The 23,635-nt window shown below is 75.0% G+C and carries 17 protein-coding genes; 4 read left to right on the top strand and 13 right to left on the bottom strand.

Annotated elements, in window-relative coordinates; all coding sequences use genetic code 11:
- Positions 1-7 precede the first annotated feature (7 nt).
- Positions 8-592: a hypothetical protein gene (locus WAA21_RS01385; protein WP_336920943.1), complete on the bottom strand. Its 585-nt coding sequence runs from the start codon at positions 590-592 to the stop codon at positions 8-10.
- Positions 593-802: 210 nt separating this feature from the next.
- Positions 803-2,200: an HNH endonuclease signature motif containing protein gene (locus WAA21_RS01380; protein ID WP_336920942.1), complete on the bottom strand. Its 1,398-nt coding sequence runs from the start codon at positions 2,198-2,200 to the stop codon at positions 803-805.
- Positions 2,201-2,524: 324 nt separating this feature from the next.
- On the opposite strand from WAA21_RS01380, the gene WAA21_RS01375 reads away from it, so the two are divergent.
- The gene (locus WAA21_RS01375; protein ID WP_336920941.1) at positions 2,525-5,560 is read left to right on the top strand and encodes a S8 family serine peptidase; all 3,036 of its coding nucleotides are present in this window, start codon (positions 2,525-2,527) and stop codon (positions 5,558-5,560) included.
- 508 nt (positions 5,561-6,068) lie between these two features.
- Here the strand turns inward: WAA21_RS01375 and WAA21_RS01370 are convergent.
- From WAA21_RS01370 to legP, 6 genes are all read right to left on the bottom strand, one after another.
- Positions 6,069-7,226, bottom strand: coding sequence for an ABC transporter substrate-binding protein (locus WAA21_RS01370; protein ID WP_336920940.1), 1,158 nt, complete (start codon positions 7,224-7,226; stop codon positions 6,069-6,071).
- An 80-nt stretch (positions 7,227-7,306) separates the two neighbouring features.
- The gene (locus WAA21_RS01365; protein WP_336920939.1) at positions 7,307-8,092 is read right to left on the bottom strand and encodes an ABC transporter permease; all 786 of its coding nucleotides are present in this window, start codon (positions 8,090-8,092) and stop codon (positions 7,307-7,309) included.
- Entirely contained in the window at positions 8,089-8,883 is a 795-nt protein-coding gene (locus tag WAA21_RS01360; RefSeq protein WP_336920938.1) for an ABC transporter ATP-binding protein, read from the bottom strand. The genes WAA21_RS01365 and WAA21_RS01360 overlap by 4 nt, the downstream gene beginning before the upstream one ends.
- Complete coding sequence (locus WAA21_RS01355) at positions 8,880-9,839, bottom strand: ABC transporter permease (RefSeq protein ID WP_336920937.1); 960 nt, start codon at positions 9,837-9,839, stop codon at positions 8,880-8,882. Before WAA21_RS01355 ends, WAA21_RS01360 begins: the two co-directional genes overlap by 4 nt.
- Positions 9,840-10,031: 192 nt before the next feature.
- The gene (locus WAA21_RS01350; RefSeq protein ID WP_336920936.1) at positions 10,032-11,339 is read right to left on the bottom strand and encodes an MvdC/MvdD family ATP grasp protein; all 1,308 of its coding nucleotides are present in this window, start codon (positions 11,337-11,339) and stop codon (positions 10,032-10,034) included.
- A gap of 11 nt (positions 11,340-11,350) precedes the next feature.
- Complete coding sequence (gene legP / locus WAA21_RS01345; protein WP_336920935.1) at positions 11,351-12,757, bottom strand: Dot/Icm T4SS effector Zinc-dependent metalloprotease LegP; 1,407 nt, start codon at positions 12,755-12,757, stop codon at positions 11,351-11,353.
- Positions 12,758-12,903: 146 nt separating this feature from the next.
- On the opposite strand from legP, the gene WAA21_RS01340 reads away from it, so the two are divergent.
- A complete protein-coding gene (locus WAA21_RS01340; protein ID WP_336920934.1) occupies positions 12,904-13,647 on the top strand; it encodes a phosphatase PAP2 family protein in 744 nt (247 codons plus the stop codon).
- A gap of 31 nt (positions 13,648-13,678) precedes the next feature.
- Here WAA21_RS01340 and WAA21_RS01335 read toward each other — a convergent pair whose 3' ends face one another.
- From WAA21_RS01335 to WAA21_RS01325, 3 genes are all read right to left on the bottom strand, one after another.
- A complete protein-coding gene (locus WAA21_RS01335) occupies positions 13,679-15,493 on the bottom strand; it encodes a hypothetical protein (RefSeq protein ID WP_336920933.1) in 1,815 nt (604 codons plus the stop codon).
- A 64-nt stretch (positions 15,494-15,557) separates the two neighbouring features.
- Positions 15,558-16,574: a TIGR03842 family LLM class F420-dependent oxidoreductase gene (locus WAA21_RS01330; protein WP_336920932.1), complete on the bottom strand. Its 1,017-nt coding sequence runs from the start codon at positions 16,572-16,574 to the stop codon at positions 15,558-15,560.
- 16 nt (positions 16,575-16,590) lie between these two features.
- On the bottom strand, positions 16,591-18,108 hold the full coding sequence (locus WAA21_RS01325) for a CoA-acylating methylmalonate-semialdehyde dehydrogenase (RefSeq protein WP_336920931.1): 1,518 nt from the start codon (positions 18,106-18,108) through the stop codon (positions 16,591-16,593).
- Between the two features lie 83 nt (positions 18,109-18,191).
- Here WAA21_RS01325 and WAA21_RS01320 point away from each other — a divergent pair, with 83 nt between their 5' ends.
- The gene (locus WAA21_RS01320; RefSeq protein WP_336920930.1) at positions 18,192-19,394 is read left to right on the top strand and encodes a serine hydrolase domain-containing protein; all 1,203 of its coding nucleotides are present in this window, start codon (positions 18,192-18,194) and stop codon (positions 19,392-19,394) included.
- A gap of 19 nt (positions 19,395-19,413) precedes the next feature.
- Here WAA21_RS01320 and hydA read toward each other — a convergent pair whose 3' ends face one another.
- A complete protein-coding gene (gene hydA, locus WAA21_RS01315) occupies positions 19,414-20,832 on the bottom strand; it encodes a dihydropyrimidinase (RefSeq protein ID WP_336920929.1) in 1,419 nt (472 codons plus the stop codon).
- 76 nt (positions 20,833-20,908) lie between these two features.
- Positions 20,909-21,562 carry a dihydrofolate reductase family protein gene (locus WAA21_RS01310; RefSeq protein ID WP_336920928.1) on the bottom strand — a complete coding sequence of 218 codons (654 nt, stop codon included), beginning with the start codon at positions 21,560-21,562 and terminating at the stop codon, positions 20,909-20,911.
- 111 nt (positions 21,563-21,673) lie between these two features.
- Here WAA21_RS01310 and WAA21_RS01305 point away from each other — a divergent pair, with 111 nt between their 5' ends.
- Positions 21,674-23,587 (top strand): glycerophosphodiester phosphodiesterase family protein, encoded by a 1,914-nt coding sequence (locus tag WAA21_RS01305; RefSeq protein WP_336920927.1) that lies wholly within the window; start codon positions 21,674-21,676, stop codon positions 23,585-23,587.
- Positions 23,588-23,635 lie beyond the last annotated feature (48 nt).

Genomic DNA, 23,635 nt, shown 5'->3' with positions numbered 1-23,635 from the left:
GCCCCGCTCAGTCGTCGTCGCGGCGGCGCAGGAGCCCCATGCCGGGCAGGCCCTCGACGAGACGGCGCAGGTCGTCGACGGTCTCCAGCAGCGCGTGGACGTCGGGGCCGACCTGCTCGAGCCGCCGCATGACCGGCAGCAGGTCGCCGTCCAGTCCCGCCAGGACGGTGGGCAGGCGGTCGACGACGGCGACCGCCGCGTCGACCTCGTCGGTGTCGATGGAGCCGACGAGCCGGCGGGCGACCGGCAGCGCCTCCGCGGCGATCGGCTCCACCTGGTCCACGAGCGCCGTGCCGCGCTGCACCGCCCCGCTCGCGGCGGACGCGACCCGGTCGGCCTTGCCGGTGACCCGGCGGACGAGGTCCACCTGCTCCTGCGCGTGGGCGGTCACCGCGCCGACGCGTTCGACCGCGGACTCCGCCGCCGCGGCCGCCGACTCCGCGCGGGCCAGGACGGCCTCGGCGCGCGCGACGAGCGCGTCGATGCGCGTCAGCAGCGTGTCGGCCCGGCCGACCAGCCCGACCGCGGTCTGCACCAGGTCGGCCGCGGAACCGACCACGTCGGCGAGCAGACGGTCCGGTCTCGGGATCACCACGGGAGCCTCACGGCTGAAGAGTGGGGCACCGCTCGGACACCCGCCAGCGGACGGAGGGCGGTCCCTCCGGACGTGACTGCGGTGGGGACCGGGACCTTCACAACAACCCCTGCGCTCCTGTGACCCTGACCCGCGGTCCCCACCGCGTACCGGAGCACTACCCGCCGCCGGCGGGACCAAACCTCGTCGCACGTCGCGTCATCCCGCCTATGTCCGCCGGGTGTAGGTGACCTGTTTCCGTCCGGTGCGGTCGGTGGTGACGGCGTGCTGGTAGGTGGGGTCGTGGACGCGTCGGTGGTGGTGCCCGCACAGGGGCACGGCCTTCGCCAGGTCGGTGGGGCCGAGGGTGGCCCAGGGGTCCTCGTGGTGCAGCTCGGTCCACGCGTAGGGCCGGTCGCAGTCTCGGGCGGCGCACGTGTCGTACACGGTGGCCAGGGCGGTGCGGTGGGCCTCGGTGAAGAACCGGCCGGCCCGGCCGAGGTCCAGCGGCAGCGAGGCACCACCCAGGACGGCGGGTACGACGCCCGCCCCGCACGCCAGGCGCCGGGCCTGCCCGGCCGAGACCGCGTGTCCGGTGTCCAGGCGGGCGGTGCCGAGGTTCCCGGTCGCCTCGTGCAGCTGGGCGAGGCTCATCGTGACCACGACGGTGGCGGCGACCTTGCCGTGCAGCCGGTCGGTCGGCAGGTGCTCCAGCAGGTCCGCGAACGCCAGACCCCGCTCGTTCGCCCGCTCCTGCGCCGTCGGTCGCTCCTGCGCGCTCGCCGGTCGGGCCGGCTGCTTCACAGTCGAAGCCGGCTGCCCGGTCGGGGCCGGCTGCCCGGTCGGGGCCTGCTGTCCGGTCGAGGTGCTGTGCCCGTCCGACTCGGCTCGTCCCGCGCGGCGGGGTGCGGTCATCTGCTGCACCGCCTTCACCAGCACCGCGGCGGAGGCGCTGGGCAGGGTGGCCCACAGGTCGGTGGTGCCGTCGGTGTTGTCCCGCCACGACAGCCGTGTCCGAGCCCGCGCGCGTTCCTCCTCCGAGCGCTGCACACGGTCCTCGTGCGCGGCGACCTCCCGCGCCGACAGCCGCGCCGCCTCGACCGCCCGCGCCGCCAGGCGCCGCAGCTCGGCCGGGGACACCTCCCGCGCCCGGGCGACCAGCCGTTGTTCCACCGCCGCCCGGCGTTCCGCGGACAACCCCGCGGGCAGGTCCCGCATCGTCCGCGCGATCACCGCCGCGGACTCCCGCGGCACGTCCCCGGCGCTCATCGCCTGCCGGGTCACCGGCAGGGACGTCGCGAGGTCCCCGGCCAGCGCCACGTCGGCGGCCGCGGCGGCGCCGCTGGTCTTCGAGCGGCCCGCCAGCCACGCCGACGTCCCCGACGCACCCGAACCCGACGCGACGTCGGCGGTGTCCGCGGCCCGCACCAGCGCCAGCCGCACCGCCTGCCACCGCGTGATCAACCGGTCCACCTCACGCAGCCGAGCCGCGACCTGCGGCACACCCGCACCAGCCGCCTGCACGTGCTCGATCTGCTCCACCAGCCCGTCCAACGCGGCCCCCGCCGACGCCAGGCGCACCGGCAGCGGATCCCAGCGAGGGACCTCCACCACCAACGCCGCCATGCAGACACACTACTCGAACACGTGTTCGAACACAAGACGTGACCGCCAGCGCGGGACAACCGACGCACACCGTCGGTGACGTATCGTGACTACCGACCGGTAGGTACTCACCTTGTCCAGGCGTTGTTCACCGAACCGTCGCCGCTGCTGGGCGCTTTGTCCTGGTTCGGTCGTTCAACCGTCACCCGCTCACCGACAGTCACGTCGACATAACGAGCGTGTAACTGCTGAGCCTGACTTCTTGACGCCGAACGATCGGTGACAAAAGGTGCGGAGGTCCCGCGCGCTCTGCTGCGCGCCTCCCTCCACGAGGAGACACCCACCGTGACAGGAACTCCCACGGGCAGGCGCGCCGTCGCCTGCCTCGTCGCGACGGCCACCGCCGTCGCCGGCGCCGCCGTGGTCGCGAGCACCCCCGCGTCCGCCGCGCCCCTCCCGTACGACGACGGCAGCTACGTCGTCCTCCTCGACGACCCCGCCGTCGCCTCCTACGACGGCAGCATCCCCGGCTTCGCCGCAACGAAGCCGCGCGAGGGCGAGGCCGTCGACGTCACCGGACGCGACGTCCGCCGCTACGCCGGCCGGCTCGCCGACCAGCAGGCCGAGCTGCTCGACGAGGTCGACGCCAAACCCACCTACACCTACCAGGTCGCCTTCAACGGCTTCGCGGCCGAGCTGGAGGGCGCGCAGGCGACGAAGCTCGCGGGCCTCCCCGGCGTCACCGCGGTCCTGCCCAACGAGGTCCGCTCCCTCGACACCGTGCAGTCCCCGGAGTTCCTCGGCCTGACGGGCGAGGGCGGCGTGTGGGACGAGCTCGGCGGCACCGACGCCGCGGGTGAGGGCGTCGTCGTCGGCGTGCTCGACTCGGGTGTCTGGCCGGAGAACCCGTCGTTCGCCGGTGACCGGCTCCGTACGGGCAGCGGCCTGCGCACGGACGGCAAGGGCCGTGTCGTCGGCCGCAACCCGCTGGTCGGGAAGCCGTTCCGGACCCGCGACGGCGAGATCTACATGCTCAAGGGCGACCGCACGGTCTTCCGCGGCGAGTGCGAGCTCGGCGAGGGCTGGGACAGCGCCGACCTGTGCAACGACAAGCTCATCACCGCCCGCTACTTCGCCGACTCCTTCCTCGCGAGCGTCGACGAGGAGAACCGCGGCGAGCACGAGTTCGTCTCCACCCGCGACGGCGACGGCCACGGCAGCCACACCGCCTCGACGGCCGCGGGCAACGACGGCGTCGCGATGTCCGTCGACGGCAACGAGCTCGGCGAGGGGTCCGGCATGGCGCCGGGCGCCAAGCTCGCCGTCTACAAGGTCTGCTGGGAGGACGACGACCCCGACACCGGCGGCTGCTACACCGCCGACTCCATCAGCGCGATCGAGCAGGCGGTCGTCGACGGAGTCGACGTCATCAACTACTCGATCTCCGGCACGACGACGACGGTCGTCGACGCGGTCGAGCTCGCCTTCTACAACGCCGCGAACGCCGGTGTCTTCGTCGCCGCCTCGGCCGGCAACTCCGGCCCCAACGAGTCGACCACGGCGCACAACAGCCCGTGGGTGACCACCGTCGGCGCGACCACGTTCAAGCGCGACGAGGGCACGGTCGTGCTCGGCAACGGCGCGAAGTACCTCGGCGCGAGCGTCATCACCGCCCCGCTGGCCCCCACGCCGGCCGTGCTGTCGAGCGAGGTCGCCCTCGCCGGAGCCGACCCGGTGCAGGCGAGCCTGTGCACCCCCGGCACGCTCGACCCCGCCCTCGTCGAGGGCAACGTCGTGGTCTGCGACCGCGGCGTCATCGCCCGCGTCGACAAGTCGCTCGCGGTCGCCCAGGCCGGCGGCGTCGGCACGGTCCTCGCGAACGTCACCGAGGGCAGCCTCGACCCCGACTACCACACCATCCCGACGGTCCACGTGGACGAGGTCAAGGGCGCGGAGATCAAGGAGTACGTCGGGTCCGCCGACGCCCCCACCGTCGCCTTCGAGCCCGGTGACACCACCGGCGGCGAGCCCACCCCGATCCCGCAGATCGCCGGGTTCTCCTCGCGCGGGCCGTCGCTCGCCTCGCGCAGCGACATCATCAAGCCCGACATCGTCGCCCCCGGCGTCGCCGTCGTCGCCGCCGTGGCCCCCGGCCCGAACAACGGCAACGACTTCAACGCGATCTCCGGCACCTCGATGTCCGGGCCGCACATCGCCGGTCTCGGCGCGCTCATCCTCGGCGAGAACCCGCTGTGGCACCCGAGCGCGGTGAAGTCGGCGATGATGACGACCGCCGACGACATCGTCGAGGCGGACGGCAGCACCGAGACCGACCCGTTCGTCCAGGGTGCCGGCTTCGTCGACCCGGACCAGATGTTCACCCCGGGCCTCGTGCTCGAGGCGGACGAGGAGGACTGGGCCCGCTTCTACGCCGGCCAGGGCCTGCAGCTGGGCGCGCCCGGCGAGGAGTACGAGCCGATCGCCGCGAGCGACCTCAACTACCCCTCCGTCGCGATCGGCCAGCAGGCCGGCCCGCAGACCGTGACCCGCACGTTCCGCGCCCTCCAGGCCGGCACGTGGGACGTCTCGGTCGACGTGCCCGGCTTCGACGTGACGACCTCGGTCGACACCGTCCGCGGTGACGCCTCCGGGCGTCGCTCGACGAGCGTCGACTTCACCTTCACGCGCACCGACGCCGAGCTCGCGTCCTTCGCGACGGGCTTCATCACGCTCGAGGGCCCGACGACGGTCCGCATGCCGGTCGCCCTGCGCCCGGTGTCGGTCGCGGCGCCGGCCGAGGTGACCGCCGACGTGGCCGACGGCTCCGTCGAGGTGGGCATCACGCCGGGCTTCACCGGCAGCCTGCCGCTGGAGACCGCCGGCCTCGCCGAGGGCACGGTCCTGTCGGGGACCTTCCCGCAGGGCGCCAACCGGTACGTCTTCACGACCGTCCCGGAGGGCACGTCGTTCGCCCGCTTCGACCTCGATGCGGCCGACGACGACGCGGACCTCGACCTCACGGTCTACCGCCTCAACGCCGCGGGCAACGCGATCGTCGCGCTGGCCGGGCAGTCGGCGACCGGTGCGGCCGACGAGCGGGTCGACCTGCTCGACCCGGTGCCGGGCACGTACTACTCGGTGGTCAACAACTACGCGAACGCGCCCGGGTCCGACGCGGAGGCCTTCGACTTCACGACGTACGCCGTGACGCCGCAGACCACCCTGGGCGACCTCACCGCCGTGCCGAACCCGCTCGACGTGACGGCCGGGGAGCCCACCTCCTTCGACCTGACGTGGTCGGGCCTCGAGGACGGCACGCCGTACCTCGGGTGGGTCGGCTACGAGGGGGCGCTCGCGCCCACCATCGTGTCGATCGACTGACGCACCGGGCCGAGCACGACCGCTACGGCAGCAGGCCCCCCGCCCGGAAGGGCGGGGGGCCTGTGTGCGTCCGGGCCGGGACGAGCGGGGACGACGTTGCGCGTGCCGGCCGACCCTGTGAGGGTCGGGTACGGAACGAGCCACGACGGGGGGAACCGGTGACCGTCGACCGCGACACGCCGCACGGCGGCGGCCGGCTGAGCGGGCCGATGCCGTCGGAGAGGCGCCACAACCTGTTCTCGACGCGACCCCTGGTCGCCTCGCTGCTGCTCGCGCTGGCGCCGACGCTCGGGATAGTGATCGGACAGGCGGTCCGCGGTGGCCTCGCCGCTGACGCGGTCCCGGGCCTGCTCCTCCTCTGGTGCCTCGCTGCGCTGACGGCGTACGCGGTCCTGCGCGCCGCCCGGGGGCGCCGCCCGCGTCTCGGGACGAGCACGAGGCACTACGCACGACGACCCCCGCCCGGCAGGACAGGGGCCGTCGCGCGTCGGCCGGGTGAGCGGACGCCCTAGACGCCGCCCTCCTCCAGCTCCACCTCGCTCTTCTCGAAGCCTTCGCCCGTGACGTCGAGGCCCTCCTCCTCGAGCGCGGCGACCGCGTTCTCGGCGAAGGAGGAGTCGTAGGCGGAGTCGTCGACCTCGGCGCCCTCCAGCTCGGGGATCTGGCTCGTCGCGACCTCGACCGTCTGCTGCCACTGCGCCTGGTCCATGACGCCGATGCCCTCCGGGGAAGGCCAGACGAGCGCGTTCACCTCGTTCATCTGCCACGCCTGGTGGCTCGTGCCGAGCGTCGGCCCGGCCGCCAGCACGTGCTCGACGCACGCGTCGGGGTTGTCACGGCAGAAGATCCAGCCGCGGAAGGTGCCGCGCAGGAACGCCTCGATGGTCTCCCCGTTCTCCGCGGCGTAGTCCTCCGTGACCCACAGGGAGTCCTGCAGCATGGCGGTGCCCACGTCGTTGAAGTCGATGACGGTGAAGTCCTCCGGCTGGTACAGCTCGCCGGTCTCGGGGTCGACGGCCTCCAGCAGCTGGGCGTACTCGTTGTAGATCATCGCCTCGGCCGCGTCGAGGTCGCGGCTCAGCAGGCCCTCCATGTCGAAGTTCTGGGCGACCAGCTCGACGTCCTCCACGCCCTCCTGCTCGATGGCGGCGGTGAGCTCGTACTCGTTGCCGAAGCCCCAGTTGCCGACCGTCCGGCCCGCCCAGTCGGCGGGGGACGTGATGCCGGAGTCGGCCCACGACACCATGAGCGTCCCCGAGCGCTGGAACACCTGGCCGACGTTCACCAGACCCGCGCCCTCGGTGTTGGACACGAGCGCCTTGGGCACCCACGCGATGCCGAAGTCGGCGCCGCCGGTGGCGACCACCTGCTGGGGCACGATGTCGACGGCCCCCTCGATGATCTCGACGTCGAGCCCCTCCTCCTCGTAGAAGCCCTCCTCGAGAGCGGCGTAGTAGCCGGCGAACTGCGCCTGCGCGAACCACTGCAGCTGCAGGCTGACCGGCGTCAGCTCGCCGTCGCCGCCGCCACCCGCCTCGGTCGCACCGCCGGACGCGGCGTCGTCGGCGGACGTGGTGTCGTCGGAGCCGCCGCAGGCGGCGACCCCGAGGGCAGCCGCGGCGAGGAGCGCGACGGCGGGGGCGAGGGAGCGGGACCGTGCTGTCACTGGGACCTCCTGAGGGACGGGCGGGACGGACGGGACGGACGGATGGACGGACGGACGGACGGCGAGCGGGACGGGCGGGCTCAGGCGGTGCGCGCCGCGCGGACCGACACGTGCCACGGCATGAGACGGCGCTCCAGGAGGGCGACGAGCAGGTACAGGCCGATGCCGAAGACCGAGGCGAGCACGATCGCGGCCCACGCCTCCGCGAACTGGAAGAGCGCCGCCTTCGTCGTGATGTACTGCCCGAGCCGGTCCTGCGGCCCGCCGAAGTACTCCTTGACGATGGCTCCGATGAGGCTGAGCGGCGCCGCGACCTTGAGCGCGGAGAACAGGAACGGCAGCGCGGTCGGCACCTGCAGGCGCTGCAGCGTGGACCGGCGGTCGCTGGCGTAGGAGGCCATGAGCTCCCGCTGCGACGGGGTCGTCGACAGCAGCCCCCGCAGGACGTTGACCATGACGGGGAAGAACACGAGGACGCCGACGACGAGGACGGTGCCGAACGGGCTGAGCAGGCCGAACCAGGCGTTGGCGACCGGGGCGAGCACGATGATGGGCATCGAGTTGACCGCCACGGCGAGCGGCAGCGCGCCCCGGCGCAGCGCGGTCCAGCGCGCGCACGCGGCCGCGGCCACCACCGCGAGGACGCCGCCGACGAGCAGGCCCGAGACCGCCCCCGCCAGCGTGGCGAGGCCCGCCGAGACCAGCGACGGCCACTCCGCCACGACGGCGCGGGCGACGTCGGTCGGCCTCGGCAGGATGAACGACTCCGCCCCCGTCGCGCGCAGCGCGACCTCGACGGCGACGAGGGCCCCGACGAAGAGGGCGAGGGCGGGGAGCGCCCCGACGAGGCGGGCGCGTGCCGTCACGGGCCCGGCGTCCCGTGCTCGGCGTCGACCTTGCGCAGGGCGTCGCGCACGCGGGTGGTGAGGTCGAAGAAGCGCTGGTCCTCGCGGGTGTCGTCGTCGCGCTCGCGGGGCAGGTCGACGTCGACGACGTCGGCGACGCGGCCGGGCCGTGGCGACATGACGACGACCCGCGTCGACAGGAACACGGCCTCGCCGATCGAGTGGGTGACGAAGACGACGGTCGTGCCGGTCTCGCGCCAGATGCGCAGCAGCTCGGCCTGCATCCGCTCGCGGGTCATCTCGTCGAGCGCGCCGAACGGCTCGTCCATGAGCAGCACGGCCGGTCGGAACGCGAGCGCGCGGGCGATCGCGACCCGCTGCTGCATGCCGCCGGACAGCTGCCAGGGGTAGGCGTCGGCGAAGTCGGCGAGCCCGACGAGGGCGAGCATCTCGGTGGCGCGGGCGCGGCGCTCCGTGCGCGCCACCCCCATGATCTCCAGGGGCAGCTCGACGTTGGCGCGCACCCGGCGCCACTCCAGCAGCGTCGCCGCCTGGAAGACCATGCCGTACGTGCGGTCCAGGCGGGCCCGGTGCGGGTCGGACCCGTCGACGAGCACCGTTCCGCTCGTCGGGCGGATGAGGTCGGCGAGCAGGCGGAGCAGCGTCGACTTGCCGCAGCCGGACGGGCCGATGAGGGACACGAACTCGCCGGCCTGCACGTCGAGGTCGATGTGCTCCAGCGCGGTCACCGGACCGCCCGGGGCGGGGAAGACCATCCCGACGTCGGCGAGGTGGAGCGCGGGCGTGCTCATGCGGCGGCTCCCGCCGGTGCGGCGGTGGCGCCGGCCGGCGGCGTCCCGGTCCGCTCGGCGGGGTCGGTGTGCCGCAGCGGTGCGGGCACCACGAGCCGCTCGACGAGGGCGACGAGACCGACGAACAGCACCCCGAGCAGCGCGGAGACGAGCACCGAGGCGAAGAGCTTCTCCGGGGCGGCGGAGAAGCTCGACGCGAAGGACAGGATCTGCCGCGCGAGGCCGTCGGACTGCCCGGCCGGGAGCTCGCCGACGATCGCGCCGATCACCGACGCCGTCGCCGCGATCCGCAGCGCGGGGAACAGGAACGGCAGGGCCGCGGGCAGCTGCAGGTGCAGCAGGACGGTGCGCGGCGGCGCCGCGTAGGAGCGCATGAGCTCCGTCGCGGTGGCGGCGGGGGAGCGCAGGCCGCGCACGGCGGCGATGGTGACGGGGTAGAAGGCGAGGTACGCCGACAGGAACGCCACCGGCAGCCAGATGGGGAGCTGCTCCCGGCGGCTGAACGAGATGAGCAGCGGTGCGATCGCGAGCACCGGGACGGTCTGCGACGCGACCACGTACGGCATGAGGCCGCGCTCGGCCACGCGCGAGCGCACGACGAGCACGGCCAGCGCCACACCGAACAGCGACCCGGCGAGGAAGCCGACCAGGGCGATGCGCCACGTGTAGAACGCCGCGCGGCCGAGGATGACGAGCAGGACCTCCTCGCCACCGCGCCGCGCCGGCTCGAACAGCGTCGCGAGCACGTCCCAGGTGTGGGGCATGGCGCGGTCGTCGGGACGGACGGGCAGCTCCAGCGTCGTGCCGGGCCACGTGCCCCCCGACGCCTGGCCCGCCCACTTGTACCCCTCCCACAGCAGGGCGAGGGCGACGAGCACGAGGACACCGGACAGCACCGCCCGCCCGGTGCCCGAGACGGAGCCCCGCAGCGTGCGTGCGCCGAGCGCCTGGTCCATCGCGCCACCTTGGCCGTGCGCACCCCCCGTGACAAGGACCGCCGTGTGACGTCTCGGTTACGACGCCCGCCCGGTCACACCCTGGCGCGGGCGTCGCGCGGGGAGGACCATGCGCGCATGGCCCTCCCGCGCGTCGTCGTGGAGCTCGTCGCCGAGCCCGCACCCGCCCCGGCCGTCGCCCCGACCGCAGCCTCAGCCGCAGCAGGACCAGGAGGCGCCCCACGGCATCGCGGGGACGCGGGTCCACGGCTTCGGGTGGTCCTCGCCGACACCGGCCGGCAGGACGTCGCCGCCACGACGGTCGCGGCCGTCGACGTCGACGCCGCCGACGTCGTCGCCCGCCTCGACGACGCCGAGGAGCCCGGCGAGGTGACCGTGCGGCTGGCCGTCGACCCGCAGCGGCTGCAGGAGCGGACCGACCACACGCTGCGCGCCCACCTCGACGTGTCCGGCGACGGCGAGGTCGCCGCGGGGGACGCCCTCACGACCGTCGCCGTGCCCGTGCACGCCGACGACGTGACCGCCGGCCGCCGGGTCGAGGTGCCCCTCACCCGGCTGTGAGCCCCGGCGTGCGTCGGCGCGGGTGAGCGCCGCCGCGATCGCCTCCGGCACCGGCAGCCCCGCGCGCTCGCTGGCGAACAGGAACTCCCCGGCCGGGTTGATCTCGAGGAACACGTACCGCCCGTCCGGGGTGAGCCGCAGGTCGATCGCCCCGTACGTCACGCCGAGGCGCGCCATGAGCGCCCGCAGCCCGTCGGCGACGGTGTCCGGCAGGACGTGCGGCGCGACGTCGGCCGTGCCGAGGCCGAGCCGGTAGTCGACCTGGTGGTCGGCGTCGCTCGTGATCTGCGCGGCGAGCACCTCGCCGTCCACGACCGTCACCCGCAGGTCGACGACCGCCGGCACGTACTCCTGGAAGATGACGGGGGCGTGGCGGACGAGGTCGAGCCGGTCGAGGTGCTCCGGGCCCACGACGGCGGTCTCCCGCGGTGCCTCGGGGATGTTGCGGAACGCCTTGCGGACGACCCGGCCCGGTCCGACGCGCTCGACGAAGGCCCGCGCGACGGCCGGGTCGTTGGTCACGAGGGTGTCGGGCACCTCCAGGCCCACCTCGACGGCGACGCGGAGCTGGAGCACCTTGCGCTGCGCCGCCTCCTCGGCGAGGGGGGAGTTCATCCACCACGCGTCGAGGCTGTGCCACATGCCGAGCAGCGCCTCGGTGCTCTCCGACCACGCGAAGAGACGACCGGTGTCGTCGAGGCCGTCGGCGAGCCCGAGCGGTCGCAACCGGCGGTACCAGACCGCGCCCACGTCGGCGAGGTCGAGGACCCGCCCGTCGCGCAGCCGCCACGCCATGCTCGTGCCCGTGACGTCGGTCGCGACCGACAGCGCGCTCGCGACGGGGAAGTCCGCCACGTCGACGACGGCGTACGGCACCCGCAGGTGCCGCACGACCGCCTCGACGTGCGGGTTGTCCGGGAAGCTGACGACGAGGATCACCGTCGTCCTCCTCAGCCCTGCTCGTCGAGCAGCTGCTGGGCCGCCGTGGCGGCCTGCTGCCACGCGGCCCGGTCGTCCGGGCCGAGGACCCCGAGCGCGTCGAGCCGCGCGTAGTGGGCGACGAGCGCCTGCAGCTGCGCGAGCGCCTCGGCGGCTGCCACGTCCGGCTGGGCCGGCTCCGCCTCACCGGCGTCCTGCCCCGTCGCGAGGACGAAGGGCTGGACGCCGGGCTGCAGACCGGACCGGAACGGCGGGACCGGCTGCACGACCGGGCCGGGCACGCGGAACGGCGGGTCGAAGCCGAACCGCTTGACCGGGTCGTTCACGAGGTCCTTCGGGAGGTCCTTCGGACGGTCCTTCGGCAGCTCCTTCACGACCTCCTTGACGAGCTCCTTGGGCCGCTCCTTGACCACTTCCTTCACGACCTCCTTCGGCCGCTCCTTGATCAGGTCCTTGGGTCGCTCCTTGACGAGCTCCTTCGGCAGCTCCTTGACGGGCGGCTTCACGACGGGGCACATGGAGTTGGCCGCCGCGATGTCGCCGGCGCTCAGCCCGGTGCGCTGCCCGATCGTGACCCCCGCCTGCAGCGGCACGATCGTGTCGGCGCCGTTGCGGCTGAAGGCGTTCCGCGGGTAGTGCATGATCGACCCGTAGTCGTACGCGCCGCTGTCGTCGCCGTCGGTGATGTGCTGGTCGAAGTTGTGCAGCGCGGTGGGCTCGATGTTCGCCCACTCCACCCGCACGAAGGCGTCGCGGTCCTCGCGGCTCTGCTCGTGCCAGAGCCCCACGACGTGGCCGATCTCGTGGATCGTGTTGCCGAGCGTGCAGCCGGCGGCGAGCCGGACCTCCTGCCGGCCGCCGCGGCGCCCGACGAAGGACGAGCAGCCCGTGCCGGGCACGAACGCGACGAAGTCCGGGAACTGCGCGGCGTTGGCCGCGGTGCGCCGCACGAACCGGAAGCGGGTGCGGGCCTCCCAGTGCGCGATCGCGTCGGTGACGCGCGCCTGGTCCGGCAGCCCGCCGTCGATCTCGTACGGCACCCGGCACTGCGGCCACCGGAACTCCGCGCCGCTGCGGAGGACCGCCTCGACCATGGCGCCCGTGTCGGGGCTCGCCAGCTCGTCGCGACGGATCTGCGTGATCGCCTCGACCTCCTCGACCGGCCCGAGGGTGATGTCGCCCTCGAGCATTGCGAGGCCGTCGACGACCACGTACTGCACGGGCCTGCTGCGGAATGTGACGCCGTCGAGGTAGGCGGTACCGACCTCGCCGTCGCGGCGGGCCGGGTCGCCCCCCTCGAGGAACTCCTCGCCGGAGCCGTCGCCGGAGCCGTCGCCGCTGCTGCCGCCGCGGCCCGTGCCGGAGCCGCCGGACCGGCTCCGTCCGCTCCCGGACCGTCCCTTGGGTGTCTCTGCCATCTCGACGCGCCTCCTCGCGGTCGCTGGCGCCGGTCGCCGGGGTGGTGGCCGGTCGTCCGAGGAGCAGGAGGCGGTCCCGGCGGCGCGGATACGTGCCCCGGCGCGTCCGACGCGCGGGACCCGACACGCGGCGGCAGGCTCAGCCCGTGAGCCGCGACATCGACATGCCGGGCGGGACGACGCAGTCCACGCCACCGGCCTCGGACTGGACCACGGCGACGGGGCGCTGGTGGCTGCTGCTCGCGCTCGGCGTCGTGGTCGCGCCGAGCCTGGCGATCACGGGGGCGCTGTTCACCGCCGAGGCGGAGGAGACCCTCGACGGCTTCGACGAGCCGGTGCTCGAGTCCTTCACGTCGGCGCGGGAGCCGGTGGGGGAGTGGGTCGTCCGCGTCTACAGCGCGCTGGGGGCCCCGGTCTTCGCGACGATCTTCACGGCGCTCGCGGTCGCCGGGCTGTGCGTGCTCTGGCGCAGCCGCACCCCGTTCCTCCTCATGCTCGTGGCGGCCACCGGGTCGCTCACGATGTCGATGACGACGAAGGGACTGGCCGCGCGCGACCGGCCGCCCGCCGTGACGGCCGTGGGGGAGCTCGAGCCGTCGTTCTCGTTCCCCAGCGGCCACGCCCTGAACGCGACGATCATCGCCGGCGTCCTCGCGTACCTGTTCGTCATCCGCGCGGGCCCGCGCCGCTCACGCCGGGTGGCGGTCGTCGCGGTGTCGCTCGCCACGCTGCACGTCGTGCTCATGGGCCTGTCGCGGGTGTACCTCGGCCAGCACTGGTTCACCGACGTGGCGGTCGGCTGGGTGATGGGCCTCGCGTGGCTCGGGGTCGTCCTCACCGCCCACCAGCTGTTCCTGCGCCTGCGGGCCCGACCGCGCCGCGGCGGGTGACCCGGCGCCGCGAGCGGCCCCCGGCCGTTCGTCAGGAGGACGGTGCGGGGTCGGGTGCGGCGACGTGCACGACCCCGCCGTCGAAGTAGGGGTCGGTGAGGCGCACGAGGCCGTCGTCGCTGCGGCGGTAGCCGCCGCTCAGGCCGAGGCGCCACGGGCAGCGGGGGTCGAGGGCCGTGACGTGGCTCGCGGTCGCGAACCGCTCGGCGTCGACGGCGACGAGGAGCTCCGCGGGCGCCGACCCGCCCTGCTCGACGACGCGGGCGTAGGCCCGGGCGGTGGTGACGAGCACGGGCCCCGCGGCGTCGGAGTCGCTGTGCAGGGCGGTCGAGGTCGTGACGGTCGTGCCGGGCATCGCGCCCCGCAGCTCCTCGGCCCACACGGCGACGTCCGCGCGGCGGGGCGCGACGACGACGACCGGGCGCCCGGTGCTGCTGACGTGGCGCAGCACGGCGAGGCCGAGCGTGAGGCGACGCTGCGGGTCGGGGTCGACCACGACGCCGCGACCGCCCGCCAGCACCCACGCCTGGACGGCGATCAGGCCCTCCTCGGACAGCCCGACCTCGTCGGCAGCCCGCGCGAAGGCGTCCGAGGCGGCGACCCCGAGCCGGCTGGCACGGTCGGCGAGCTCGTCGTTGCGGGCGAGCAGCACCTCGCGGGTCGACACGACCCGCGGGTGGACGGGGCGCTGCGCGACCTCCTCCCGCAGCCGCGCCACCTCCTCGCGCAGGAGGGTGGTCTCCGAGCGGTGGGAGTCGAGCAGGTGACCGAGCAGCTGCCGCGTCGCGGCGAGCTCGGTGACGAGCGCCTCGACGGCCCGCAGCGCGACGTCCTGCGACGCGCCGGCCGGTGACGGAGCGGGCGAGGCGGCGGGCGACGCGGCCCACGTCACGCCCTGCGGGCCCGAGGGCGCGGGGGGCGGCGTGCCGGGGACGGCGCCGCGGCGTGACGCGACGACGTCGCCGTCGGGCGACACGGGCAGCGTGCGCGTGGTGCGGCGCAGCGCGGACCCCGCGGGTGCGCCCCGGTCGGTCTCGAACCGGTAGGAGGCGGGCGGACCCGTGGCGGGCGGGACCGGCTCGGTCGACGGCCGGGACACCGGCACCCGCGCGGCGGGCAGCGCCCCTACGAGCTGTCCGGTCGTCGGCCCCGTCGGCCCGGTCGAGCCGGTCGAGCCGGTCGAGCCGGTCGGGCCGATCGGGACCGGCCGGTCGGGACCCGGGCCCTGCGTCCTCACGGCGGTCGCGGGGCCGCCGACGACGGCCCCGCCGCGGACGAGCGCGGGCACGCCCGCGAGCGAGGGCACCGACGACAGCTCCCGCGCCCCGGCGCCCCCGGCCGGCGCGACGCCGGTCGGGCGGGCCGTGGGCGTGGTCCGCTGGGCGGGCAGGTTCGGGTGCGCGGGCCGGGCGCCCGGCGGTGCGGCGGTCACCGCTCCGGGTCGCCGGACGGGCAGCCCCGCCGGCCCGGCGGCGCTCGCGACGCCGGCGAGGGCCGTGCTGCTGCCGCTGCCCGACGACGGGCGCACGACCGCGCCGGCGGGCGTCGGGGCTGTGCCGGGCGCACGGGCGGCTCCCGGACGCGAGGCGGAGGAGGCAGGAGCGGTGGTCGAGGGGGGCGTGGCGGCGGGGTCACCCGCGCCGTCTCCGGCCGCGGTCTCGCCGGCTGCGTCGTCGATGGCGTCGGTGGCGTCGGTGGCGTCGGTGGCGTCGGTGGCGTCGGTGGCGTCGGCGGGCCGACCGCCGCGGCGCCACGACCAGCGGCTGCGGGTGGCGGCACGACGGGGCACCACCGTCACGGCGGGCTCCCGCGGCGGTGGCGCGGCCACGTCCGGCTCGTCGCTCACCTGTCGCTCATCGGCACCGCGTGTCGGTTCTTGAGCCGGACGGGGGACCCCGTCCGGCCCCGCCTCAGCCGCGGTCGCGCCGCAGGACCGGTGCGACCCGCTCGCCGTAGGCCGTGAGCGTCGCCTCCGGCTCGTCGTGCATGAGGTAGACGGCGAACTGGTCGACGCCCAGGTCGCGCAGCTCCGCGAGGCGCTCGAGGTGGCGCTCGACCGGCCCGAGCAGGCAGAAGCGGTCGATGACCTCGTCCGGCACGAAGTCGGTGTGCGTGTTGCCGGCCCGACCGTGCTCGGCGTAGTCGTAGCCCTGCCGGCCCCGGATGTAGTCGGTGAGCGCCGTCGGCACCGCCGCGCCGGCGTCGCCGTAGCGCCCCACCAGGTCGGCGACGTGGTTGCCGACCATCCCGCCGAACCAGCGGACCTGGTCGCGCATGTGCGGCAGGTGCTCCTCCGGGCCGACGTACGCGGGCGCGGCCACCACGACGTAGACCGAGTCCGGGTCGCGGCCGGCGGCCGCGGCGGCCTCGCGGACGGCCCCGACCGTCCACTCGACGACGGACGGGTCGGCCAGCTGGAGGATGAAGCCGTCGGCGTGCTCCCCGCACGTCCGCAACGCCTTCGGCCCGTACCCGGCCATGTAGACCGGGAGGGACCCGCCCGCGCGCCACGGGAAGGCGATCTCGCGGTCGTTGTACGTGACGGTGCGTCCCTCGGCGAGGTCCTTGACGGTGTGCATGGCGTCGCGGACCTCCGCGAGGGTGCACGGCGACCGGCCGATGTAGCGCATGGCCGAGTCGCCGCGGCCGAAGGCGCACACCGTCCGCTCGCCGTACATGTCGTGCAGCGTCGCGTGCAGGCTCGCGATGACCGTCCAGTCGCGGGTGCCGGGGTTCGTCACCATCGGGCCGACGACCATCCGGTGCGTGGCGGCGAGGACCTGGCTGTAGACGACGTAGGGCTCCTGCCACAGCACGTGGGAGTCGAACGTCCAGCCGTGGCTGAAGCCGAGGGTCTCCGCGCGGCGGAGCAGGTCGACGACGCGCCAGGCCGGCGGGTCGTTCTGCAGGACGAGGCCGAGGTCCATGCTGCGCCGCGCCCTCTCAGGAGTTCCGCGGGAAGCCGAGGTCGACGGCCGACGTGGCCGGGTCCGGCCAGCGGCTCGTCACGACCTTGCCGCGCGTCCAGAACCGGATGCCCTCCGGGCCGTACATGTGCGTGTCGCCGAAGAGCGAGTCCTTCCAGCCGCCGAAGGAGTAGTAGCCGACGGGCACGGGGATCGGCACGTTGACCCCGACCATGCCGGCGCTCACCTCGTGCTGGAAGCGGCGGGCGGCGCCGCCGTCGCGGGTGAAGATGGCCGCGCCGTTGCCCCACGGGTTCGCCTCGAGCAGCGCGACGGCCTCGGCGTAGGTGTCGGCGCGGACCACGCACAGCACCGGCCCGAAGATCTCGTCGGTGTACACGCTCATGTCGGGTGTGACGTGGTCGAGCAGCGTGACGCCGAGGAAGAACCCGTCGCCGTCGAAGTGCCTCTGCCGCCCGTCGACCACGACGCGCGCGCCGGCCTCCTGCCCGGCGCCGACGTAGCCGGCCACCCGGTCGCGGTGCTCGCGCGTGACGAGCGGACCCATCTGGGAGTCGGGGTCGTCGCCCGGCCCGATCACGAGCTTGTCGACGCGGGCCGCGATCGCGTCGACGAGCGGGTCGCCGACGTCCCCGACGGCGACGACGACGCTGACGGCCATGCACCGCTCGCCCGCGGAGCCGTAGGCGGCGGACACCGCGGCGTCGGCGGCGAGGTCGACGTCGGCGTCGGGCAGGACGACCATGTGGTTCTTCGCGCCGCCGAGGGCCTGGACGCGCTTGCCGTGCGCGGTGCCCGTCTCGTACACGTACCGCGCGATCGGCGTCGAGCCGACGAAGCTGACGGCCGCGACGTCGGGGTGCACGAGGAGCCGGTCGACGGCCTCCTTGTCGCCGTTGACCACCGTCAGCACGCCGGGTGGGAACCCGGCCTCGGCGAACAGCTCGGCGACGAAGAGCGGCGCCGAGGGGTCCTTCTCGCTCGGCTTGAGCACGAAGGTGTTCCCGCACGCGACGGCGTTCGGCAGCATCCACAGCGGGACCATGGCGGGGAAGTTGAACGGCGTGATGCCGGCGACGACGCCGAGCGGCTGCCGCATGGAGTACACGTCGACCCCGCCGGAGGCCTGCTCGCTGTAGCCGCCCTTGAGGTGCTCGGCGAGCCCGCACGCGAACTCGATGTTCTCCAGCGCCCGGGCGACCTCGCCGCCCGCGTCGGACAGCACCTTGCCGTGCTCGGCGGACAGCCGGCGCGCGAGCTCGTCGCGGTTGGCCTCCACGAGCTCGCGGAAGCGGAACATGAGGCGGGTGCGCGTCGCGACGCTCGTGTGGCGCCACTCCTGCCACGCCGCGAGCGCGGAGGCGACCGCCGCGTCCACCTCCTCGGTGCTCGCGAGGTCGACGCGGCCGGTCACGCGGCCGGTCGCCGGGTCGTGCACGTCGGCGCTGCGTCCCGACGTGCCGGGCCGGTGGGCGCCGTCGACCCAGTGCGGGATGCGGGCGGGGGCGGCGGCCTCGGTCGGCGCTGCGGTCATCGTGGTCTCCTCGCGGCAGGTCCTGGGACTGTAGCGAGGGGCGCGCGACGCAGGTAGGGCCCGGGCTCTGGCAGCCTCGGGGCATGCCCGAGGCGTCTCCCGATCCCGTCCCCGACCCCGCCGCCGACCCCGCCACGGCCCCGCTGGCCGCGCTGCTCGCGCGCCACGTCGAGGCGGGGACCGTGCCGGGGGCGGTGGCCGTGCACGGCGGCCGCGGCGCGAGGCCGCTGGCGGCGGGCGTGGCCGAGGTCGGCGGCGCCCCCCTGCGCACCGACGCCGTGTTCCGCGTGCAGTCGATGACCAAGGCGGTCCTCGCCGTCGCGACGCTGCGGCTCGTCGAGCGCGGTGCGCTCGGCCTCGACGACCCGGTCGCCGGCTGGCTGCCGGAGCTGGCGGACCTGCGGGTGCTGCGCTCGCCCGGCGCCGACCTCGACGACACGGTGCCGCTCGCCCGGCCCGTCACCGTCCGGCACCTGCTCACGTGCACCTCCGGCTGGGGGGTGGCCGTGACCGACAGCCCGCTCGCCCGGCAGATGGAGCGCGACGGCACCGCCGCCGGCCAGGAGCCGCCCGCGCTCGCCGCCCCGGAGTGGCTCGCGCGGCTCGCGGGGCTCCCGCTGGCCTTCCAGCCGGGTGAGGGCTGGCGCTACCACCACTCGTACCAGGTGCTGGGTCTCCTCCTCGGGCGGTGCACCGGGGGCGACCTGGGCGCGCACCTGGCGGACGACCTCCTGTCGCCGCTCGGCATGCACGACACGGGCTACCGGGTCGACGGTCCCGACCGCGCCCGGCTGCCCGCCGCCTACCGCCGCACCGGCGACGGCCTCGTCGAGGTCGAGCCCGCGGGCTCGCTCGCGGTGCCGCCGGGTGACGACGTCGGCCACGGCGAGCTCGTCTCAAGCGTCGGCGACTACGCGCGGTTCGCGCGCCTGCTCGCCGACGACGGCGTCCTCGACGGGGAGCGGTTCCTCGCCGCCGAGCACGTGCGCGCGATGACGAGCGACCAGGTGCCGGACGCCGTCAAGACGCCCGACAGCTTCTTGCCGGGCTTCTGGGAGGGGACGGGCTGGGGCTTCGGCGTCGCCGTGCGCGACGCCGGCCCGCACGCGGGTCGCTTCGGCTGGTCCGGTGGTCTGGGGACGGACTTCTTCGTCGACCCGGACGGGACGGTCGCGGTGCTCGCCACGCAGGTGGAGATCGACGGGCGGGTGGCGGCCCTGTTCGAGGACCTGCAGGACCTGCCCACCCCCGCCGGGCCCACCGGCCCCGCGGGCTCGGGCGGCTGAGGACGCGGCGCCCGTCGCCTCAGCGCAGGTACGTCGACAGGCCCCGCGGCACGAACCGGCCGTCGCCCTTGGAGCCGAGGTAGCGGCCGCGGTCGACGACGACCCGGCCACGCGACATGACGGTGCGGACCCCGCCCGCGATCTCGAACCCCTCGTACGCCGAGTAGTCCATGTTCATGTGGTGCGTGGCGGCGCTGATCGTGGTCCGTGCCCGCGGGTCGTACAGCACGATGTCGGCGTCCGCGCCGGGGGCGACGACGCCCTTGCGCGGGTAAAGGCCGAACATGCGCGCCGGGGTCGTCGAGCACGTCTCCACCCAGCGCTCGAGGCTCAGGTCGCCGGTGACGACGCCCTGGTAGACGAGGTCCATGCGGTGCTCGACGCCGCCGATGCCGTTCGGGATGAGGCGGAAGTCGTCGCGGCCGAGCTCCTTCTGGTCCTTGAAGCAGAAGGGGCAGTGGTCGGTCGCGACGACGGCGAGGTCGTTGGTCCGCAGCCCGCGCCACAGGTCGCGGTGGTGGTGCTCGTCCCTGGTGCGGAGCGGGGCGCTGCACACGTACTTCGCGCCCTCGAACCCGTCCTCGCCGGGCGCGCCGAGGTGGTCCTCCAGTGTGAGGTAGAGGTACTGCGGGCACGTCTCGGCGAAGACGTTGTGGCCCTCGGCCCGGGCCCGCGCCACCTCGGTGAGGGCCTCGGAGCTCGACAGGTGGACGAAGTACACGGGCGCCCCGGCCACGAGGGCGAGCTGGATGGCCCGGTGCGTCGCCTCGCCCTCCAGCCGCGCGGGCCGGGTGATGCCGTGGTGGATGGGGGCGGTCTCGCCGCGGGCGGCCGCCTGCTCGGCGAGGACGTCGATCGCGATGCCGTTCTCGGCGTGCATCGAGATCATCGCGCCGAGCTCGGCGGCGCGCTGCATGGCGCGCAGGATCTGCCCGTCGTCGGAGTAGAAGACGCCGGGGTAGGCCATGAAGAGCTTGAAGCTCGTGATGCCCTCGGCGACGAGGTCGCCCATGAGCTTGAGGCTCGCCTCGTCGACCCCGCCGATGATCATGTGGAACGCGTAGTCGACGGCGCACTCGCCGTCGGCCTTCGCGTGCCACGTGTCGAGGCTGGCCCGGACGTCGTTGCCGGCCGTCTGAACAGCGAAGTCGATGATCGTCGTCGTGCCGCCGTGCGCGGCGGCCCGGGTGCCGGTCTCGAACGTGTCGGAGGCCTGCGTGCCACCGAACGGCATCTCCATGTGCGTGTGGGCGTCGATGCCGCCCGGCACGACGTACGTGCCGGTGGCGTCGATCGTCTCGTCGGCGGTGACGCCGAGCGCGGCCGCCTGGCCCGGCTGCAGCAGCGCCGCCACCGTCTCGCCGTCCACGAGGACGTCGAGGGCGTGGCTGCCCGTCGCCGTCACCACGGTGCCGTTGCTGATGAGCGTCCGGGTCATGGGGGCCTCCTGCGTCGGGGTGCCCGACGCTAGACCGCCCCGCGGCCCCGGTAAAGGTCGCCGGGGCCGTGCCGCCTCACGCCGGCCGCGACACCTCGCGGCCGTCCTCGACGACGAACTCGCCCGCCCCGGCGTGCGCGACCGGGCGGTAGCGCGCGGCGACCGCGCCGGACGCCGTCGGCGTCGCCTCCACCAGCCGCCACGTGCTCGGCGGCAGCCCCGGCTCGAACAGGCGCTTGCCCGCGCCGACGACGGTCGGGAACACGAGGGTCCGCACCTCGTCGACGAGGCCCTCCCGCAGCAGCGCCTGCACGAGCGTCGCGCAGCCGTGCACCTGCAGCTCGCCGCCGCCGTCCGCCTCGCGCCCCTTGAGCGCCCGCACCCCGGCCACGAGGTCCCCGCGCAGCGGCGCCGCCCCCTGCCACGGCGCGAGGTCGTCCGGGTGCGACGTGACGACGTGCTTGGGGCGGGCGTTGAGCGCCTCGCCGGCGAGGCCGCCGTCGTCGGTGACGTGGGGCCAGTACGACTGCATGAGGTCGTACGTGCGGCGGCCGAACAGCAGCTCGCCCGTGCGCGCGAACCAGCCGTCGACGACCTCGCCGAACCCCTCGCCCATGAGCGGCACGAGCCAGCCGCCGCGGTCGAAGCCGCCGCTGCGGTCCTCGTCGGGGGACCCGGGGCCCTGCACGACGCCGTCGAGGGAGGTGAACAGGTGGATGGTGAGCTCCATGCCCCCTCCGACCGGCGGGCGGTCCGGGACTCATCGACCGTCACCACACGGCCACCTGGTGCTCACCCTGCGTAAGCCACCGGTTCACGCGCGGTCCCTAGCGTCCGCGTCATGCGTCCCAGACGTCTCCTCCGTCCCGTCCTGTCCGCCCTCGCCGTCACAGCCCTCGCCGTGACCGCCTCGACCCTGGCCCCCACCGTCGCCCCGGCGCCGGCCGCCGCCGCAGAGCCGACCGACGAGGGGCGGGTGGTCCTCGACGAGGACTTCTCCGACGGGTTGCCCGCCGGCTGGACGCCGGTCGAGGGGGAGTGGCAGGTCGTCGACGGGCGTCTCGTCGGCGTGTCCACCGGCTCGCAGCTGTCCCGCCTGACCTTCGGTGAGCACCTCGACAACTACCGCCTCGAGGCGACCGTGCGCTTCGAGACGGTCGCCAACAGCAGCCGCTGGGCCGCGCTCGGCCTCGACCTCGCGGCGGACGGCGCCGTGCCGTGGTGGATCGCGACGATGCGCTCGAACAGCACCGCGGCGAACGGCATCGAGTTCGCCGAGCGCACCGCGGCGAACACGTGGAACGTCACGCAGACCGCCCCGGCGCCGCGCGCGGCGGGCACGGGCAGCGACGTCCGCGTCGCGGTCGACGTGCAGGGCACCGCGGCCCGCTGGTCGTTCGACGGGCAGCAGGTGCTGACGACCCGCAGCCTGCGCCGCAGCGCCGACGGCGTGCTCGGCCTCGTCGTCAACGGCGCGAGGGCGTCGTTCGACGACGTCCGCGTCACCGAGCTGCCGGAGCCGACCCTCGTGCAGCCGGACGGGACGCTCCCGGCCGTCGTCGCCCACCGCGGCTACTCCTCGGTCGCGCCGGAGAACACGCTCGCCGCGGTCGAGGCGGGTGTCCGCTCGCGCGCCGAGTACGTCGAGGTCGACGCGCACTCCACGCGCGACGGCGTGCCCGTCGTGCTGCACGACCAGACCGTCGACCGCACCACGGACGGCACGGGCGACGTCGCCACCCTGGACGCCGCCTACGTTGCCACCCTCGACGCGGGGTCCTGGTTCGACGCCGCCTACGCCGGCGAGCCCGTCCCGACCCTCGCGCAGGTGCTCGACGCCGTCCGCGGCAGCGGCACCACGCTGCTGCTGGAGGTGAAGGGCCCCGAGACCCCCGCCGAGGTCGAGCGCATGGTGCGCCTCGTCGAGGAGCGGGGGATGGTCGGCGAGGTGCTGCTGCAGAGCTTCGACACCGGCGTGCTCCGCTCGGCGCGCGCCGCGAGCGCCGAGCTCGACCTCGGCCTGCTGCGCGGCACCCTCGACGCCGACCCCGTCGCGACCGCGCGGTCCCTCGACGTCGTCGCGTACAACCCGTCCGCCGCGACGCTCGCGACCCGACCGGAGGTCGTCGCGGCGCTCAACGAGGCCGGCGTGGCCGTCATGCCGTACACGCTCAACGACCCGGCGCAGTGGGCGCAGCTCGTCGAGGTGGGTGTCGACGGCATCATCACCGACCGCGCGGGCGCGCTGGTCGGCTGGCGCTCGCGGGTCGAGCAGGAGCGCTCGGCGCCCGTGCCACCCGCACCCGCACCCGTCGTCGAGGTGCTGTCGCCCACGCCCGGTGCCGTGCTCGGGCGCGAGCAGGCGCCGGTCCTCGCGGTCGCCGCTCAGCACGCCGAGGCGGTCGAGGTGCACCTCGACGGCACGCCCGTGACCCCCGGCGAGCCGCTCGACCTCGCGGGACTCGCGCTCGGCGGCCACGAGCTCGTCGCCGTCGCCCGCGGCGAGGGCGGGGAGACGACCGCGACGGCCACCTTCGACGTCGTCGCGACCCAGGCGGGCCTCGCGTCCCTCGTCCTCGCCGCGGAACCGGTCCGCGGCGGCGACGAGGGAGCGCGGACGGCCCTGCTCACCCGCCTGGCCTCCGGTGACCTCGAGGGCCTGGCGCGCCGGGCCGAGCAGGCGGCCGGGCGGCAGCTGGACGCCGCCACGATGGCCCTCGTCGCGGCCGACGCCCGCGCCCTCGCCGAGGGCTGAGCGGGAACCCCCGGCCGGCAGGACCTGCCGCTCGTCGGCGCCGTCCCC

The sequence above is a fragment of the Aquipuribacter sp. SD81 genome (genome assembly GCF_037153975.1).
Taxonomy (GTDB): domain Bacteria; phylum Actinomycetota; class Actinomycetes; order Actinomycetales; family JBBAYJ01; genus Aquipuribacter.
This window is presented reverse-complemented; position numbering and strand designations above follow the sequence as displayed.